This is a genomic window from Parafrankia sp. FMc2 (assembly GCF_041008525.1).
In the GTDB taxonomy this organism is placed as follows: Bacteria; Actinomycetota; Actinomycetes; order Frankiales; family Frankiaceae; genus Parafrankia.
This window is the reverse complement of the sequence record NZ_JBFLUG010000163.1, coordinates 1-14,318: the sequence shown is the minus strand read 5'-3', so window position 1 is coordinate 14,318 and position 14,318 is coordinate 1. Positions and strand designations below refer to the sequence as shown.

Below are 14,318 nucleotides of genomic sequence, written 5' to 3'. Positions count from 1 at the left end.
TCCTTGGCGTCGGACTTGGTCTCCCCGCGGAACACCCCGGTCATCCGGTTGACGACCCGGCCGGGCACGTAGACCACCTGCTGCCCGCTCGCCACCAGCACCGCCATCAGCAGCGCCGCGGCGCTGCCGGTCAGATCGATCGCCCAGCGCACCTCGCCGGCGGCCTGCCCGGCACGGGCAACGAGCTGCTCGATCGCGGCCTGGTCATTGGCGACCTTCCGCGAGAACACCACCTTGCCGGCCGGGTCCAGCGCACACGCGTGATGCGTCGCCTTGCCCACATCGATGCCGACCCAGACCAGCGGCCGATCCTCCACGCCCGATCTCCTGTTGTCGCAGGTCAACCCCACGGACAGCCCCGCCAGCAGGTCCCTAAACAGCGACGGTCCGCAGCAGATCTGAATCAGCGGCCAGGGCGTCCAGAACGACAGGGCGGCCATTCCTTTCGAGCCACCGTGCGGCAACCACCTGATCAGCCACACCCCGTCGTCCCGGGCATCCGGGGCACCAACCCCAGACACCTTCGACCTTAGGGAACCCCCTGATGGACGACGAGTACGAGCTGGACCTGAACCTGGTCGACGCCGGCACGGTCGCGAGCGGCCACGCCACCAGCACCGACGACAACTGCGGCTCGGGCAACACCGGCTCCGACGCCTGCTCGGGTTGACGTTCTCCACGAACCACGCGCTCCGTCGGTCGCCGGCCTGCGCCAGGCCGGCGACCGACGGGGCGAGCCACCTCCTTCGCCAGCATTCGGAAACGCGGGAGGAGAGATGTTCGAAGCAGCGGAGGCGGCCCTGATCAGAGCCGCCTCCTATCCCCAGGATCTACGGCTGCCGGCCTGGCCCGATCTGGCCGTGGATCAGGAGCAGCCTGACGAATGGCTGGCGTGGCTGCGGCAGGTGTGGGCGTTACCGAAGTTCGGCTCGGCCGTCGGGCTGGCCGCTCCCGACCTGGCCGCCCAGGTCGCCCGCGCTGTTGCTGGTGAGGCCGCGGACCTGCGCCGACTGCGACCGCTGGTGGGGGCAGTGGTCCGCTATCTGCTGAGGTGGACGACTCGTGCGACGCCCTTCGGCGGGTTCGCCGGCGTGGCACCGGTGGAGCTCGGGCCCCGGGCGGCGGTCCGCTGGGGAGAGCGGCACCACACAGCGGTTCGTCCCGACGACGGCTACATCGCCGAGTACACGGCGGTGGTCGAGCGGGATCTGGCGACGCTGCGCACGGTCGCGGTCGTGACGAACCCGCTGGGATATCGCCGGGGTGAGATCTGGGTGCTGCCGTGTGCCCGGGTCGACGGTGACCGGGCGTGGGATGTCGAGCTCACGCTGACCGACCCGCTGCGCAGGGCGGTCGAGACGGCGAAGACCCCGATCGGTTTCGGGGAACTGGCAAGGGCGCTGGCCGGCGAGCAGGAAGGCGACACGGCGGCGGCGGAACGCCTGTTGGCCGCTCTGGTGCGGGCGCGGGTGCTGCTGTCGGCGGTCCGAACGCCGATGACCGTGACCGAGCCCGCGGCGCACCTCGCTCGTCACCTCGTCCTTCCCGACCCGGGCGTCAGGACCGCGATGGATCTGCGGGTCGACTGCGCGGTGACGCTGCCGCCGACAGTGGTCCGCGAGGCGCAGGAAGCGGCCTGCGCGCTCGTCGCCGTCGCGCCGCACCTGCCCGGATGGGCTGCCTACCATGGCGCGTTCCTGGAGCGGTGGGGTCCGGGCGCTGCCGTGCCCCTGCTCGATGTGCTGCGGGTTCTCGGATTTCCCGCCGGCTATCGGGGCTCGGGCCGCCCTGCTCCGGCTCCGTTCACCGCCCGCGACAGGCTGCTCGCCTCGCTCGCCCAGCAGTCCGCCCTGGATGGCTGCGCCGAGGTGCTCCTCGACGATGATCTGATCGGTTCGCTGCGCGGAGACGACGACCGGCCGCCGATCCCGCACACAGAGCTCCGGTTCACCCTCTCCGCCGCAACTCCACGCGATCTTGAAAGTGGCGGGTTCACGTTGACGGTGGTGAGTGGGGCTCGGCACGCCGGTGTCGCAGCCGCCCGTTTCCTGCACCTGCTCACGCCCGCCGAACGGGAGCGCTTCCGCGCCGTCTATGCGGGCCTGCCGACCGCTCTGCCCGGGGCGGACTCCGTGCAGCTGTCCGCGCCTGCGTTGGACACCCGGCTGACCTCGGTCGCCCGCGCACCGGAACTCCTGCCGGTGCTGCCCGTCGGGGACTTCCACCCCGCTCCGCCGTGGACGGTCGAGGACCTGGCGGTGGCCGGTGACGGCCGGCGGCTGTGGCTCGTGTCGCGGGCCACCGGACGACCGGTCGAGCCGCTGCTGCTCAACTGCGTGCTCATGCCCAGCGGCCAACAGCCGCTCGTCCGGTTTCTCGCAGAGATCTGGACAGCGTGGACGGCTCCCTGCGCCCGGTTCGACTGGGGGAACGCCCGCGCTCTGCCGTTCCTGCCGCGGGTCCGGCGCGGCCGCTCCGTCCTGCACCCAGCCCGCTGGACCATCCCGGCGACGTCACTGCCGGCCCGCACCGCGTCGTGGCGGGTGTGGCGAGACACCTGGTGGCGGCACCACGAACGCCATCGGCTGCCGGGCATGGTGATGATCGGCGACGACGACATCCGCCTGCGCCTCGACCTGGACGAGAACGCCCACCTCGCGATGCTGCGCCGTCACCTCGACCGACATGGCCACGCCGTCCTCACCGAGGCGCCCGGGCCAGCGGGCTGGATCGACGGCAGACCCGCCGAACTCCTGCTCACCCTCACCCGCACCCCGCCAGCCCGTCATCCGGCCCCCCGGCCCGCCCGGCCGGTCAGCACCCTCGTCCACCGACCCGGCCGGTCGAGCTGGCTGGACGTCCGCCTGTTCGGACCTGCCGACCACCTCCTCGCACGTCTGGCCGACCTTCCGGCCCTCCCCGCAGGCTGGTGGTTCCTGCGCTACCCCCACCCCAAGAACCATCTCCGGCTCCGCATCCCGCTACGTGCCCCGGCCCACTTCGCCGACGTTGCTCACGACCTCGCCAGTTGGGCGGAGCAGCTGCAGAACGACGGACTGCTGGCCGACCACACGCTGGCCACCTACCGGCCCGAGACCCGCTGGGGACACGGGCCGACCCTCACCGCGGCCGAGGCGGTGTTCGCCGCCGACTCCCGCGCCGCCCTCGGACGGCTGTCCGGGGACCGGCAGGCCGCCACCGCGGCGGGGATACGCACCATCGCGCACGGGTTCACCGGTGACGGTGCCCGCTGGCTCGCCGACCACGTGCCCCACCACCGCGGCCCTCGACTGGACCCCGTCCAACTCGCGGGCGCCCGCCAGCCCTACGAAGACGCCACCCTCGCCACCGCACTGGCCACCTACCGAACCCTCACCGACGCCGACGGGCTGGACACCGGCCAGCTGCTGGCCGACCTGCTGCACCTGCATCACGCCCGCATGATCGGCGTGGACGCCGTGTCCGAGCGGCACTGCCTGCGCCTGGCCCGCACCGTCGCTCAGACCGACCTCGCCCGGTGGGCATCGTGACGGCCGGGCAGTCCCTCGCCGAAGGAGCGGCGGGTATCGCCCTGCTACACCTGGAAACCGGCGACTGGCCCGCAGCCCGTGCGGTGCTGGAGCAGGCCGTCGCCGATGGTGTCAGCGTCGCCGAATCCGCCAGCCTCTACTACGGCGCGCCCGCCCTCGCGTTCGTCCTCACCGCCTCCGAGCACGCCGGGCTCACCCGTGCGAAGGCGACCGCCGCCGCGGGAACCGCGACCGTCACACGCCGCCGCCTGGAAACCGCCCACCGCCGTATCGACCGGCACCAGCGGCCGGCGTACGCCGAGTACGACCTGATCCGCGGCCTGACCGGACTCGGGGTCGCGCTCCGCCGCATCAGAGACCTCGACCTGCTCCGCAACGTACTCGCCTACCTGGTACGTCTCACCGAACCGATCGACGGCCTACCCGGCTGGTGGTGCTCCCACGGACCCCAGCGCAGCCGACCGGTCCCGGGCGGACACGGCAACCATGGGATCGCCCACGGCATCACCGGACCGCTCGCGCTCCTGGCCCTCGCCTATCTCGACGGCGTCCACGTCACCGGCCACACGGACGCGATCACGCAGATCCTCCGGTGGCTGGACAGCTGGCAGCAGCACACCGGCAACGCCACCACGTGGTGGCCGCAGACCATCACCCGCACCGACGTCGAACGGGGCGAGCCCGCACAGGCCGGCCCCCTGCGGCCGTCGTGGTGCTACGGAGCCCCTGGCATTGCCCGCGCCCAGCAGCTCGCAGCCCGCGCCCTCGGCGATCTCAGCCGCCAGCGCAACGCCGAAACCTCGTTCGCCGCCAGCATCACCGACCCGACCCAGCTCGGCCGCCTCACCGACCGCAGCCTGTGCCACGGAACAGCAGGACTCCTCACGGCCGCACGCCGGATCGTCGCCGACGCACTCATCCCGATCCCGATCGGACCGCTGGCGCACCTGCACCAGCACACCACCGCTACAGCGGACGAACCCACCGGATTCCTTGACGGCTCAGCCGGCGCCGACCTGGCCACCACCGGGACCACGACCTCGTGGGACGCCTGCCTCCTGCTCTCCTGACCGCGAAAGGCCCGACCCGTGGACACGACACCCTGGGCCCAGGTGAACATCGCCTGGCCCAGCCCGGCCCGTCACCAACGCGAACACCAAGCCGTCGACCACCTCAGCCGCGTCCTCCCGACGGCCGAGGCACACGGCCTCATCACTGCCTGGTTTTTCATTCGCAAAGGCCCCTGGCGCATCCGTTACCAGGTCGCGGGGAACGCCGACGTCGACTCTCTCCGGCTTCTGCTCACCGACGGGGTCAGCTGGACCAGCGACATCTACGAACCAGAAGTCCACGCCTTCGGCGGCCCCGGCAGCATGCACGCCGCGCACACGCTGTTCCACCACGACAGCCACCACCTGCTCACCTACCTGCACCACGACCCCACCGACCGGCGGGAACACTCCCTCGTGCTGTGCACCGCCCTCATGCGCGCCGCCGGACTGGACATCAACGAGCAGGGCGACGTGTGGGCACGGATCGCCAAGCAGCGCCCCGACCTGGCCGACCCGCCCCCCGCCCCGCAGGCATGGGCATCCATCACCGGCAGCGTCCGCCACCTTCTCCTCGGCAACGCCCGCGCAGACCTCATCAGCCGCGAGTGGCTCACCGCCTTCGAGGAAACCGGTAGAACACTCCGAGCCCTGCGAGAAGACGGCACGCTCACGCGGGGGATACGCGCAGTCATCGCACTACACGTGATCTTTCACTGGAACCGGCTCGGGCTCACAGCAACGACACAGGCCACACTCGCGCGGGCAGCACAGAACGCTGTCTTCGAACGCCCCGACTGACCGACGGAGACGGCCGCACGCCAGCGCCTCCATCCCCCGGAGCTGCCTGGCCGCGCTGCGCCCCGGTGGCCGGCTCGTCACCACCATCCCCGCCGCCCCGATCAACACGCGTTGGGGGGCGGGGCGTCCCAGAGGTGGACGGTGGGCCGGGTGCGCAGCGGCAGATGGGCCGGGCCCTTGAGGTGGGCGGCGACGATCTGCTCGGCGTGCTCGCATCCACCGTCGGCGTGCAGCCGCGGGTTCAGGCAGGTGCTACGCCGGTAGGGCGCCACCGGCCAGCGGTGGGTCCACAGGGGGACGTCCCGGCCAGTGGACCCGGCCCGGTCGTGCAGCGCCGCCTCGTCGGTGGGGCGGTGCGCGGGATGGACCCGCACGACCCGCACGTCACCCGTCGTGATCCGGGCGCGGGCGTCGCGGCGACGGCCGGCCCGGTCGCGGGGCATGAGATCGACGGCGGTGAGCGGTCGGCGGGCTGACCGCTGGATGATCAGCTGCCAGGCGGTATAGACGACCTGCGCCCAGTGGGCGGGGCTGTGGGCGGCGGCGGCGGGGAAAGACGCACCGAACGGGATGATCATCTCGTCGTCCCAGGTCAACGGGCCAAGGAGACGCCGCGGGGTGATCTGGTCGGCGGTGAGGGGGACACCGTCGGCGTCCACTGCCACGACGATGTCCTGGGGGAGGGCGGCCAGACCGCTCCCGGTCGCGGTGTAGAAGGTGATCCACACTCCGCGTACCTGCGGGGACAGGAGCTCACGCCGACCGTCCTCGGTGGAGATGGTCCACCGTGCCTCGTCGTGGGTGTCCCACAGCGACCAGGAGACGGCGACGATGGGCACGGAAGTGCGCAGCGCGGCGGCGGCGGGGTGCAGGCCGCTGGCGGCCATGGTGTCCCGCAGGTCGATGGTGTAGCTGCCGATTGGCTCCTCGAAGAGCATGAAGCCGCCCGGGGCCGGCAGCCGGTCGCCGCGGGCCTGCTCGGTGGGTGGTGTGGTGGCGGCCGAGAGTGCCAGCGCGGTCATGTCCGCGGTGACGTGGAACAGGGTGGCGGCGGCCAGCCTGCGGGTCTCGGCGGCGTCGAGTTCGGCGGCGATCCGCGGCAGCGACCAGGGGGTCTCACGCGGGCCCAGCGGTACGAGGCTGCCGCGACCCTGCCCGAGTGCGCTCATCAGGCCCGCGATCCTCACCGGGGCGTAGGCGCTGTCGCACAGGCGGGCGCGCCAGTTCGGGAGATCGGTGGGCGCCGGTGGGGTCCACCGCGGCAGCGGGTCGGTGGTCTGGGTGGGGACGGTCGGGGACATGCGTCCGCCCTTCACTCGCCGACTCCTGGGGGGAGTGGCTTGGCGAGAAGCTCAACCACTTCTAGAATACCACGCAGCGTGGTATTCTAGAAGTGGTTGACGGGCCGCCCCCGAGGGACACCCGACCGCAAAGGAGAGACCACCCCCGGGGAGACCTCACCCCCCTGGCCCGCGGGACGGCAGGCCTGCCCGCCGGGGGAGCGGCTGTTACCGGCCGGCGGTGTCGTCGGGGTCCTCCCACAGGCGGATCGCCCCCGGGTCGCCGTGGTCGTCCACGGGGGCTCCCGCCGGGGTGCCGTAGGGCACGCGGCGGTGCTCGACGTTGCGGTAGCTGCCCTGCTCGACCAGGGACAGCGCGTTGGCGGGCACCGCGATCTCCATCGAGATCCGCCCACCGGGGCGGCTGACGAACCGGATCCGCAGCGCCGCGGCACGCCGCGGCGCCAGGCTGACGGCCGGCCGGACGGCCGTCAGCAGGGAGGTGGCCTGGACGATGTCCGCCATGTCGGGATCGAAGGTGGAGGTGGGAATGAGGTGTACGGCGTGTCGTGATGCCAGTAGATGGGTTTCAGCCCGATGCCGGGCGACCGCGATCACGACGGCGACGGCCGCCGCGATCACCGCTACCGCCGCGCTCACGCCTACCAGCAGGGTCATCTCTACTACCTCCGATCGGAGCGCCTGCGGCGCCCGCCTTTTCTGGCGACGGTCTGCGCTGCCCGCAGGACCGTCGCGCCCTCACCCAGGTGAGGTCCCGGCAGATAAGACATGTCGGATGCGGCTGGCATCGTTGCCTACCCGGTCTGACCTGCACGTTCGGTTCTCGTCCCTGCCGTGTCGGACCACGCGCGGCGCCATGTGCGGCACCACGCGGGGCGCCATGTACGGCACCAGGTGGGGCGCCATGTGAGGGTCGGGTCGACCGGCCTCGAGGGCCACGCATCAGCCGGCTTCGATCCCGAGGCGGCGCAGCGCCTCCGGGGTGGCGGCGACGTGGACGTGGTCGTGGTGGTCGGCGACGGTCTCAGCACCCCAGGAGGCGGCGGCGCAGGGTACGACCGTGCCGTTCCTGACGCAGATGGCCCCGGGCCCGGTGTAGATCAGTTCGGTGAGGCCGGGGGCGTAGCGGGCGAAGAACCGGTTGATGGCCAGCAGCGCCGGGGTGTCCCGGGCGCCTTGCGGGGGCAGCGCGAAGTCCACGGCCTGGCCGCGGTGGTGGTAGCTGAAGCGGTCGCCGGGCGTGGGTGTGCGGCGGGTGTCGGTGACCCCGTAGGGCACGGCTGATCCGGCGATCAGGCCGATGATCTGGGTGTAGGTCTGCGCGGTCGACGAGCGACCGTCCTGCCCGGTGGGGGCGGATGCGGCGGCGGCCTGGTCGTAGCGGTCGATCTGGGCGAGGACCCCGGTGACGTAGCTGCGGCTGGCGTTGTAGCCGTGGAGGGCGGCGGCGAGCGTCTCGCGGTCGGCGAGGTCTGCCGGTCTGGTGCCGCACAGGTGCACCACCGCCGCGGCCACCGCGTCGTAGATGTTGTGCGGGTCGGCGGTGCCGTCGCCGTTGCCGTCGCGGCCCATCGCCCGCCACGAGCTCGGGATGAACTGCATGGGGCCGACAGCCCGGTCGTAGGTGCGGTCCCCGTCGAAACGGCCGGCATCGCTGTCGACGATCCGCGCGGTGCCGTTCGCACCGTCGAGGGGGATGCCGATGATCGGTGCGGTGTGCAGGTCCCCGTTCGGGTCGATGGGTCGGCCGCCGCCGTGGCGGGATTCGACGAAGCCGATCCCGGCGACGATCGACCAGCGCACCCCCGCGCACCGGGGCGCGAAGCGGGCGGCGTAGGTCGGCGCCTGGCGGTAGGCGTCCAGGACCGGCCCGGGGATGCCCTCGACCGTGGCGGGGCCCGCGCCCAGGCCGTCCAGTCCACCGAGCCCGGTGGGCGTCTGCGAGGCAGCCCCACCACCCGCCACCACGGTGATCATCAGGGCGGTGGTGACGAGCAGTCCGGCGGGGCTCAGGACGAGGAGGCCGAGTAGCCACCAGCGCCAGGTGCCGGATTCTCGCCGGCCGGTGCGGGCGACGGCTCGCCGTGCCTGGCGTAGTGCCTCCTTGCGGATCCGGCGTCGCACCAGGCGGCTGGCAGCGGCCTGGGCGACCTTCGCCGCGACTACAGGTGCCGCCACCTGCTACCGCCGGCGGCGGCGAACCGCACGCGGCACCACGCCCGGAGGTTGACGGGAGGCCTGCTGGCGCAGCCGCTGGGGGTTCACCCGGGCGGTGGGGTCGTACTGGGGCCTGGCCGGTCGAGCCGGTCGAGCCGGCCGGGCTCGCGGCCCCGCAGGTCGGCGTCGGGAGGGCCGCGCCGCGGGATCGGGAGCAGGCGGTGGCGGTGGCGGGGTGTAGGCGCCGGCGTTCACCCGTTCGGCGATGCGGTGCGGTTCGGTGAACCGGTTGACGCCGCGGTCGAACAGGCGTCCCGGTAGGCGGCGGACGTGGCTCGGCGCGCGCAGGAAGTAGCCCGGCGCATGGCGGAGCGCAGCGAGATTCTGCCGGTAGGTGCGCGCGTAGTCGCGGGTGCTGTCGAGAGACGTGAGCGCCGCGCGGCGGCCGTCATAGTAGGCGTCGGCGACCGCGCTTCCCGCCGCGCGGGCCGCGGCGCCGGTCTTACGTGCGGCGCGGGGATAGGTGACAGGCGCGCCGACCGTCCAGGCGGCGGTGGTGCGGCCCACCCGCCAGCCGAGCTTCGCCGCCCGGACGGGGCGGGTCTGTCCCAGTCGGGTGCGCAGCCGGGCGGCCCGCGACATCGGCGCGGCGGGGGACGCTGACCCGCCGTGGCCGCCGTGGCCTCGCGGGCCTGCAGCGGCCGCGGCCGCTGCCGCGGCGGGTCGGGCACGGCCGCGGAGCAGGCCGCCACGTCCGCGGCGGCGTCCGCCGCGCCAGAGCAGCATGCTGTGTGCCAGTTCCATGGGTCGCAGGGCGCCGCGGACGTCTCCGCGGCCCTCGTTCCACAGCTCCGCGGGGGTGTATCCGCCGCCGGAGGCGGCTGGGCGCATCCAGGAGGCGGTGGGGGACTGGGAGCCGGGTTGGAGGCGTTGGAGGCGGCGGCCGAACTGGTCGGAGATGCGGTCGGTGGCACGACGGGCCCGGCGGAAGAACAGGAACGAGGCGAGGACCAGCAGGTCGATCAGGCCGAAGCGGATTGCCATCGGGCTGCCGTCGGTGCTGGCCAGAGTCCCTTGGAGTAGCAGCAGGTAGAGGGACAGGAACACGATGGTGAGCAGGACGGCGAGCAGGGCGCGCAGGATGCCGCTGGCCCAGCGGAACAGGATGGCTCGGCCCAGGCCGGGCATCTGCCCGAACGCGGTCGCGAAGAACGTGAGGCAGCCCAGCATCGCGAGGGCGAGCTGGGCGACGCACAGCCCTCCGCACAGCACGAGGACGAACAGGAAGAAGAACAGGGCGGCGAGGGCGACCAGGACGGCGCCGAGGAGACGCTCGGGGGTCATCTTCTTGTTCCACTCGGCGAGCGCCGCGCAGGCGTCGCCGCCGTCGCGCAGGAAGCGACGGGGCCAGTCTTCGGTGTCCCACGGTGCGCCTTCGAGCGCTGCCCGGTAGGCCCGCAGGCAGGGGGCGAGGGCGGGGTCGTCGAGGACACGGCCGGTGTTGAGGATCATGTGCGGTTCGATGATGAACGCCTGTTTGGTCTTCTGGACCAGGGGGGCGGTGAGGCTTTCCGGTGTCGGGGTCTGGTCGGGGTCGCAGCCGCCGGAGCTGGCGGCCACGACGCACAGCGACAGGTCGCGGGTCATGCCGAGCAGTCCGGTGTCGCCGAGGATCGTGGTGCTCGGGGTGGCGAGGATGCCGGCGGAGAAGGTGGCGATGACCAGGCCGGTGACTGCTTCGGACACGCCGCCGGCGATGCGCCCCTGGACCAGTTTGTAGCCGGCCCAGGCCTGGGACAGCAGCAGGAACAGGCTGGGGAGACCGAACCGGAGCAGGATGTTGTTCTCGTAGTCGTGGGCGACCTGCTCGACGGGGTCGATCAGATAGTCGGCGATGCCGAACGTGAGCGCTTCGAGCAGGACGGTGTTGGACGCCCGGATCGCGAGCCGGTCGGCGCCGAACGTCACCTGGGTGAGCAGGCCGGTGGCCTTGGTGATGTAGGACCAGACGTGCCCGCCGTCGTACCAGATGTCGAAGTGGTCGATCGGGACGCAGTCCAGGCTCTCGACGGGTGTGCCGGCGACGCAGGTGGGGTCGTCACCGAACAGTGCCCCGTCGATCCCGGTGGGGGGTTTGTCTCCGTCGTCGACGGCTGGGTCGGTGGGGGTTTGTGCGGTGGGGGTCGACTCGGCATCGCCTGCGGGGGTGGGTGTGTCCGGGGCGTCCGTACCCGTCGGGCTGGCGGTGTCAGCCGTGGGCGGGGTGGTCGTGGCCGGCGGTGGGGTGGATTCGGTCTGCTGGTCCGTCGTCGTGCCGCTGCCCGGATCCGCGCGGGTTGCCGGGGCGCACGCGACAAGAACGATGAAGATCATCATGGTGAGGGTGGTCAGGCGCCGCGGCGGTGGCCGCCGGCGGCGCGGAGCCGTCATGGGCGCCGTGGCGGCACGGAACGCCATGGTGGGGCCAGTGTCAGCTGGTCGGCGAGGGAGACCGGCTGGACGTCGGTGTCGGCGTCGGCGGGCCGGGCGGATCGTTCGCGCCGCGGCGTCGGGGACGCGCCGTCGGGTGCCGGTTCCGGGGACGCCCGGTCCGCTCCCGGTGCGGGTGCGGGTGCGGATCGTCGGGCGGGTGCGGGTCGCCGGGCTGGTGCGGGGGTGACGCCGGAGGGCGCCGCGGTGGGCGCCGGGCCCGCGGCGGTGGTTGCCTGGGTGGCGCCGGGGGGTGCCGGACGTTCGCCTGCGGCTGCGGTGCGGGGGTTGCTGTCCCAGCTGGCGAGCAGGCCCGGTAGCTGCGGGGGAAGGACCTGGATGAAGCCGACCCGGCCGTCGAGGTCCCGCAGGTACATCTCCCCGACCCGTTCCGGCTGGCGGGCGGGGTCGGGGTTGATCTCCTGCAGGGCGGTGATGTGCTCGTCGTCGACGTCCATGCCGAGCAGTTCCAGGGCCTGTTCGGCGGCGTAGCGGTTGCCCTGGCGTCCGGCGAGGCGGATCGGGATGAGGGCCCGCAGGCGTGGTTCGCCGAGGGAGGCGACGTCCTGGGCGGCGACCCACACCGCGGCGTTCGCGCGCCGTGACTCGCGCAGCCCTTCCTCGAGGAGCTGGGCGCCTTCCACCGAGGCGGTCAGGAACGACACCTCGTCCAGGCACATGGCACCGAACCGGGACCGGTCCGTGAACGCGATCTTGCGCATGATCGCGGCGGAGAGGTAGACCATCGCCTGGGCGAGGAGCTGTTCGCCGAGCAGCCGGCGGGACAGTTCGGGGGAGAGCAGCACCTCCCGCGGCGGGGGCTTGAGTCCGGGGGTCCACAGGATCACCGAGTCGGCGTGGGACAGTCGCAGCGGCGGGCCGTCCCCGAAGATCACCCGGGACAGGCGTTCGCTCATCCTGCCGCGTAGCCGGCCGGCGACGAGTTCGGCGGCGTCGCCGAGGCGGCGTCCACGTTCGGCGGCGGCGCGTTCCTCCAGGACGGTGAGCACGCCGGCGGCGCGGGGGGTGCGTGCGGCGAGGACGGTTTTGACGGCGGCGGTCAGCACGTCGCCTTCGACGTCCTGGATGCCGATGCCGAGCAGCAGGCACAGGAACCCGGTGGCGTACTGCAGCGCGTCGTCGCCGGCGAAGATCTGCAGCGGGTCGACGCTGATGTGCGCGTCCGCGGTGAGGGTGACGATCTCGGTGACACCGGGCGCGGCCCGGGCGAACTGGACCCATTCGCCGTGTTCGGTGCGGTCCAGGGTGGTGAACTGGCCGCCGCGGGCCAGCGTCGCCCAGGCCAGGTACTTCAGGGAGAACGACTTGCCGGCGCCGAGCGCGGCGGTGATCGCGATCGAGCCGGAGCGGTCGGTGGCGGGGCCGCGGGCGGGGTCGAGCAGGACCGGGCGGACGGTGCCGCCGTCGAGGGAGACCCCGAACAGGATGCCGGTGGGGTCGCCGAGGTCGGTGCCGGCGAACGGGTTGCCGGCCGCCAGCTGCCGCGGGGTGATCATCTGTTCGAAGTCGCGGCAGACCCGTGGCAGCGGGCTGCCGGGCTTGCCTGCCTCGTAGAGGGCTTCCTGGTCGCCGATGGGGCGGGCCAGGCGGTACTCGCCACCGGCGAACACGGCCTGGAGCTGGCTGATCTGCCGGTCGGTGTCGTCGCGGTCGGCGGCGGCGACGGAGAACACCAGGCTGGCGGCGAGCAGCGGGTCGGAGGAGGCGTCGAGTTCGGCCTGTTCGTCGTCGAGGGCGTCGATGGCCTTGCCCAGGCTGGTCGGCAGGCCGGCGTTCTCCCCGGCCCACTCTGACTGCTGGGAGATGAGCTGGCGCAGCTTGCGTCGCGCGCCGCGTTTGGCGTCGGCGTTGGGGATGACCCGCAGCCGGGCGTACCAGTCGACCGGGTCGGCGACCGCGTCGGCGGCGGCGAACCACTCCGCCCCGTCGGGGAAGGTGAACGTGTCGGGCAGGTCGGCCAGGACGCCGGCTGCCTGGTAGCCGGTGCCGAACGCGCTGCTGATCTGCACGTGGCGGTGGATCCCGTCGGTACGGGCCCATCCGGTGCGGCGGCCTCGTTCGGTGCGCTGCCCGCCTTCGAAGGTGACCGCCTCGTCGAGGGCGGTCAGCGCCGGGCCGCGGAGCCGGTTGCCGTGCAGACGTGCCTCGACGGCGAACCGTGCCCGGTCCGGGTCGTGGACGGGGTCGCCGTGGGCCAGGTCGGCGTCGGGGCCGTCGAGAGGCAGGTCCCCCAGGCCGCGTCGCCACGCCCGGGCGTAGATCCAGGCGACTTCGATGGCGGTGGCGCGGCGCAGGCGGGCGGACCCGAACCGGGTGAAGTAGTCGGCTTCCTGCTGGCGGCGGCGGCGCACCTCCGCGGCGCCGGGTTGGGTGGCGGGCAGTCCGAACGAGGCGGTGACCCGGGTGGACGCGGCTGCCAGTGCGGCGGTGAGCCCGGCGCGCAGGGTGGGGGCGGGAAGGTCCACGACCAGGAACCGGACCCGGTCGTACAGCTCGGAGTCGGCGAGCAGGTCCAGGGTCGCGTCGGCGGCGTCGACCCAGGCGGGGTGCGTTTCCAGGTCGACGCCGGCGACCATGCGTTCCACCGTGGCGACCGGGTCGATCGGGACGGTCAGCGACAGCAGCATCGCCTCGCCGCGCAGCTGTGCGAGCACCGCGCGGGTCTCGTGGAAGAGCTTGAGTTTGTCGGCGCGTGAGGCGTGGGCGTAGGTCACCGGGACGATGCGCCAGACCGCCAGGACGCTGCCCCGGTCGGTCCACACGAGGTTGCCGGCGATGTGCCGGGCGGGGCAGCTCACCGCCGCGCCCCGTCGCCGGCTGCCGGGGTGAGCAGGTCCGCTATCGATACCAGCCGCGGGTCCGGCCCAGGGCCGGCCGGGGTCCTCCGGCGGCCGGGTCGCGCCGGCGGGGAGGTGGCCGGACGCGGTGCCACCACTGGATGCGGTGCCGCCCGACGTGCGGGGGCCGGGCGTGCGGGGGCCGGGCGTGCG

General features: G+C 73.0%; 10 protein-coding genes. 4 read left to right on the top strand and 6 right to left on the bottom strand.

Annotated elements, in window-relative coordinates:
• Positions 1-317 (bottom strand): IS110 family transposase (locus AB1460_RS31580; protein ID WP_368965734.1); only part of this gene is annotated, 317 nt, incomplete at its 3' end.
• A gap of 227 nt (positions 318-544) precedes the next feature.
• Here AB1460_RS31580 and fxlA point away from each other — a divergent pair.
• The 4 genes from fxlA (at position 545) to AB1460_RS31560 (ending at position 5,380) form a co-directional block, all read left to right on the top strand.
• Complete coding sequence (gene fxlA, locus AB1460_RS31575) at positions 545-670, top strand: FxLD family lanthipeptide (RefSeq protein ID WP_368965733.1); 126 nt, start codon at positions 545-547, stop codon at positions 668-670.
• 106 nt (positions 671-776) lie between these two features.
• Complete coding sequence (locus tag AB1460_RS31570; RefSeq protein ID WP_368965732.1) at positions 777-3,530, top strand: lantibiotic dehydratase; 2,754 nt, start codon at positions 777-779, stop codon at positions 3,528-3,530.
• Positions 3,527-4,600 carry a lanthionine synthetase C family protein gene (locus AB1460_RS31565; protein ID WP_368965731.1) on the top strand — a complete coding sequence of 358 codons (1,074 nt, stop codon included), beginning with the start codon at positions 3,527-3,529 and terminating at the stop codon, positions 4,598-4,600. Before AB1460_RS31570 ends, AB1460_RS31565 begins: the two co-directional genes overlap by 4 nt.
• Before the next feature lie 18 nt (positions 4,601-4,618).
• The gene (locus tag AB1460_RS31560; protein WP_368965730.1) at positions 4,619-5,380 is read left to right on the top strand and encodes a thiopeptide-type bacteriocin biosynthesis protein; all 762 of its coding nucleotides are present in this window, start codon (positions 4,619-4,621) and stop codon (positions 5,378-5,380) included.
• Between the two features lie 101 nt (positions 5,381-5,481).
• Here the strand turns inward: AB1460_RS31560 and AB1460_RS31555 are convergent, their stop codons facing one another.
• From AB1460_RS31555 to AB1460_RS31535, 5 genes are all read right to left on the bottom strand, one after another.
• Positions 5,482-6,681 (bottom strand): hypothetical protein, encoded by a 1,200-nt coding sequence (locus tag AB1460_RS31555; RefSeq protein ID WP_368965729.1) that lies wholly within the window; start codon positions 6,679-6,681, stop codon positions 5,482-5,484.
• Between the two features lie 207 nt (positions 6,682-6,888).
• The gene (locus AB1460_RS31550; RefSeq protein WP_368965728.1) at positions 6,889-7,338 is read right to left on the bottom strand and encodes a hypothetical protein; all 450 of its coding nucleotides are present in this window, start codon (positions 7,336-7,338) and stop codon (positions 6,889-6,891) included.
• Between the two features lie 285 nt (positions 7,339-7,623).
• The gene (locus AB1460_RS31545) at positions 7,624-8,859 is read right to left on the bottom strand and encodes a lytic transglycosylase domain-containing protein (protein ID WP_368965727.1); all 1,236 of its coding nucleotides are present in this window, start codon (positions 8,857-8,859) and stop codon (positions 7,624-7,626) included.
• Between the two features lie 3 nt (positions 8,860-8,862).
• Complete coding sequence (locus tag AB1460_RS31540) at positions 8,863-11,268, bottom strand: hypothetical protein (RefSeq protein WP_368965726.1); 2,406 nt, start codon at positions 11,266-11,268, stop codon at positions 8,863-8,865.
• The gene (locus AB1460_RS31535; protein ID WP_368965725.1) at positions 11,265-14,126 is read right to left on the bottom strand and encodes an ATP-binding protein; all 2,862 of its coding nucleotides are present in this window, start codon (positions 14,124-14,126) and stop codon (positions 11,265-11,267) included. The genes AB1460_RS31540 and AB1460_RS31535 overlap by 4 nt, the downstream gene beginning before the upstream one ends.
• Positions 14,127-14,318 lie beyond the last annotated feature (192 nt).

What these genes read in the sequence shown, in the direction of transcription:
- AB1460_RS31550 (WP_368965728.1), bottom strand. Translation starts at nt 7,338, where the DNA reads ATGACCCTGCTGGTAGGCGTGAGCGCGGCGGTAGCGGTGATCGCGGCG.
- fxlA (WP_368965733.1), top strand. Translation starts at nt 545, where the DNA reads ATGGACGACGAGTACGAGCTGGACCTGAACCTGGTCGACGCCGGCACG.
- AB1460_RS31570 (WP_368965732.1), top strand. Translation starts at nt 777, where the DNA reads ATGTTCGAAGCAGCGGAGGCGGCCCTGATCAGAGCCGCCTCCTATCCC.
- AB1460_RS31540 (WP_368965726.1), bottom strand. Translation starts at nt 11,268, where the DNA reads ATGACGGCTCCGCGCCGCCGGCGGCCACCGCCGCGGCGCCTGACCACC.
- AB1460_RS31555 (WP_368965729.1), bottom strand. Translation starts at nt 6,681, where the DNA reads ATGTCCCCGACCGTCCCCACCCAGACCACCGACCCGCTGCCGCGGTGG.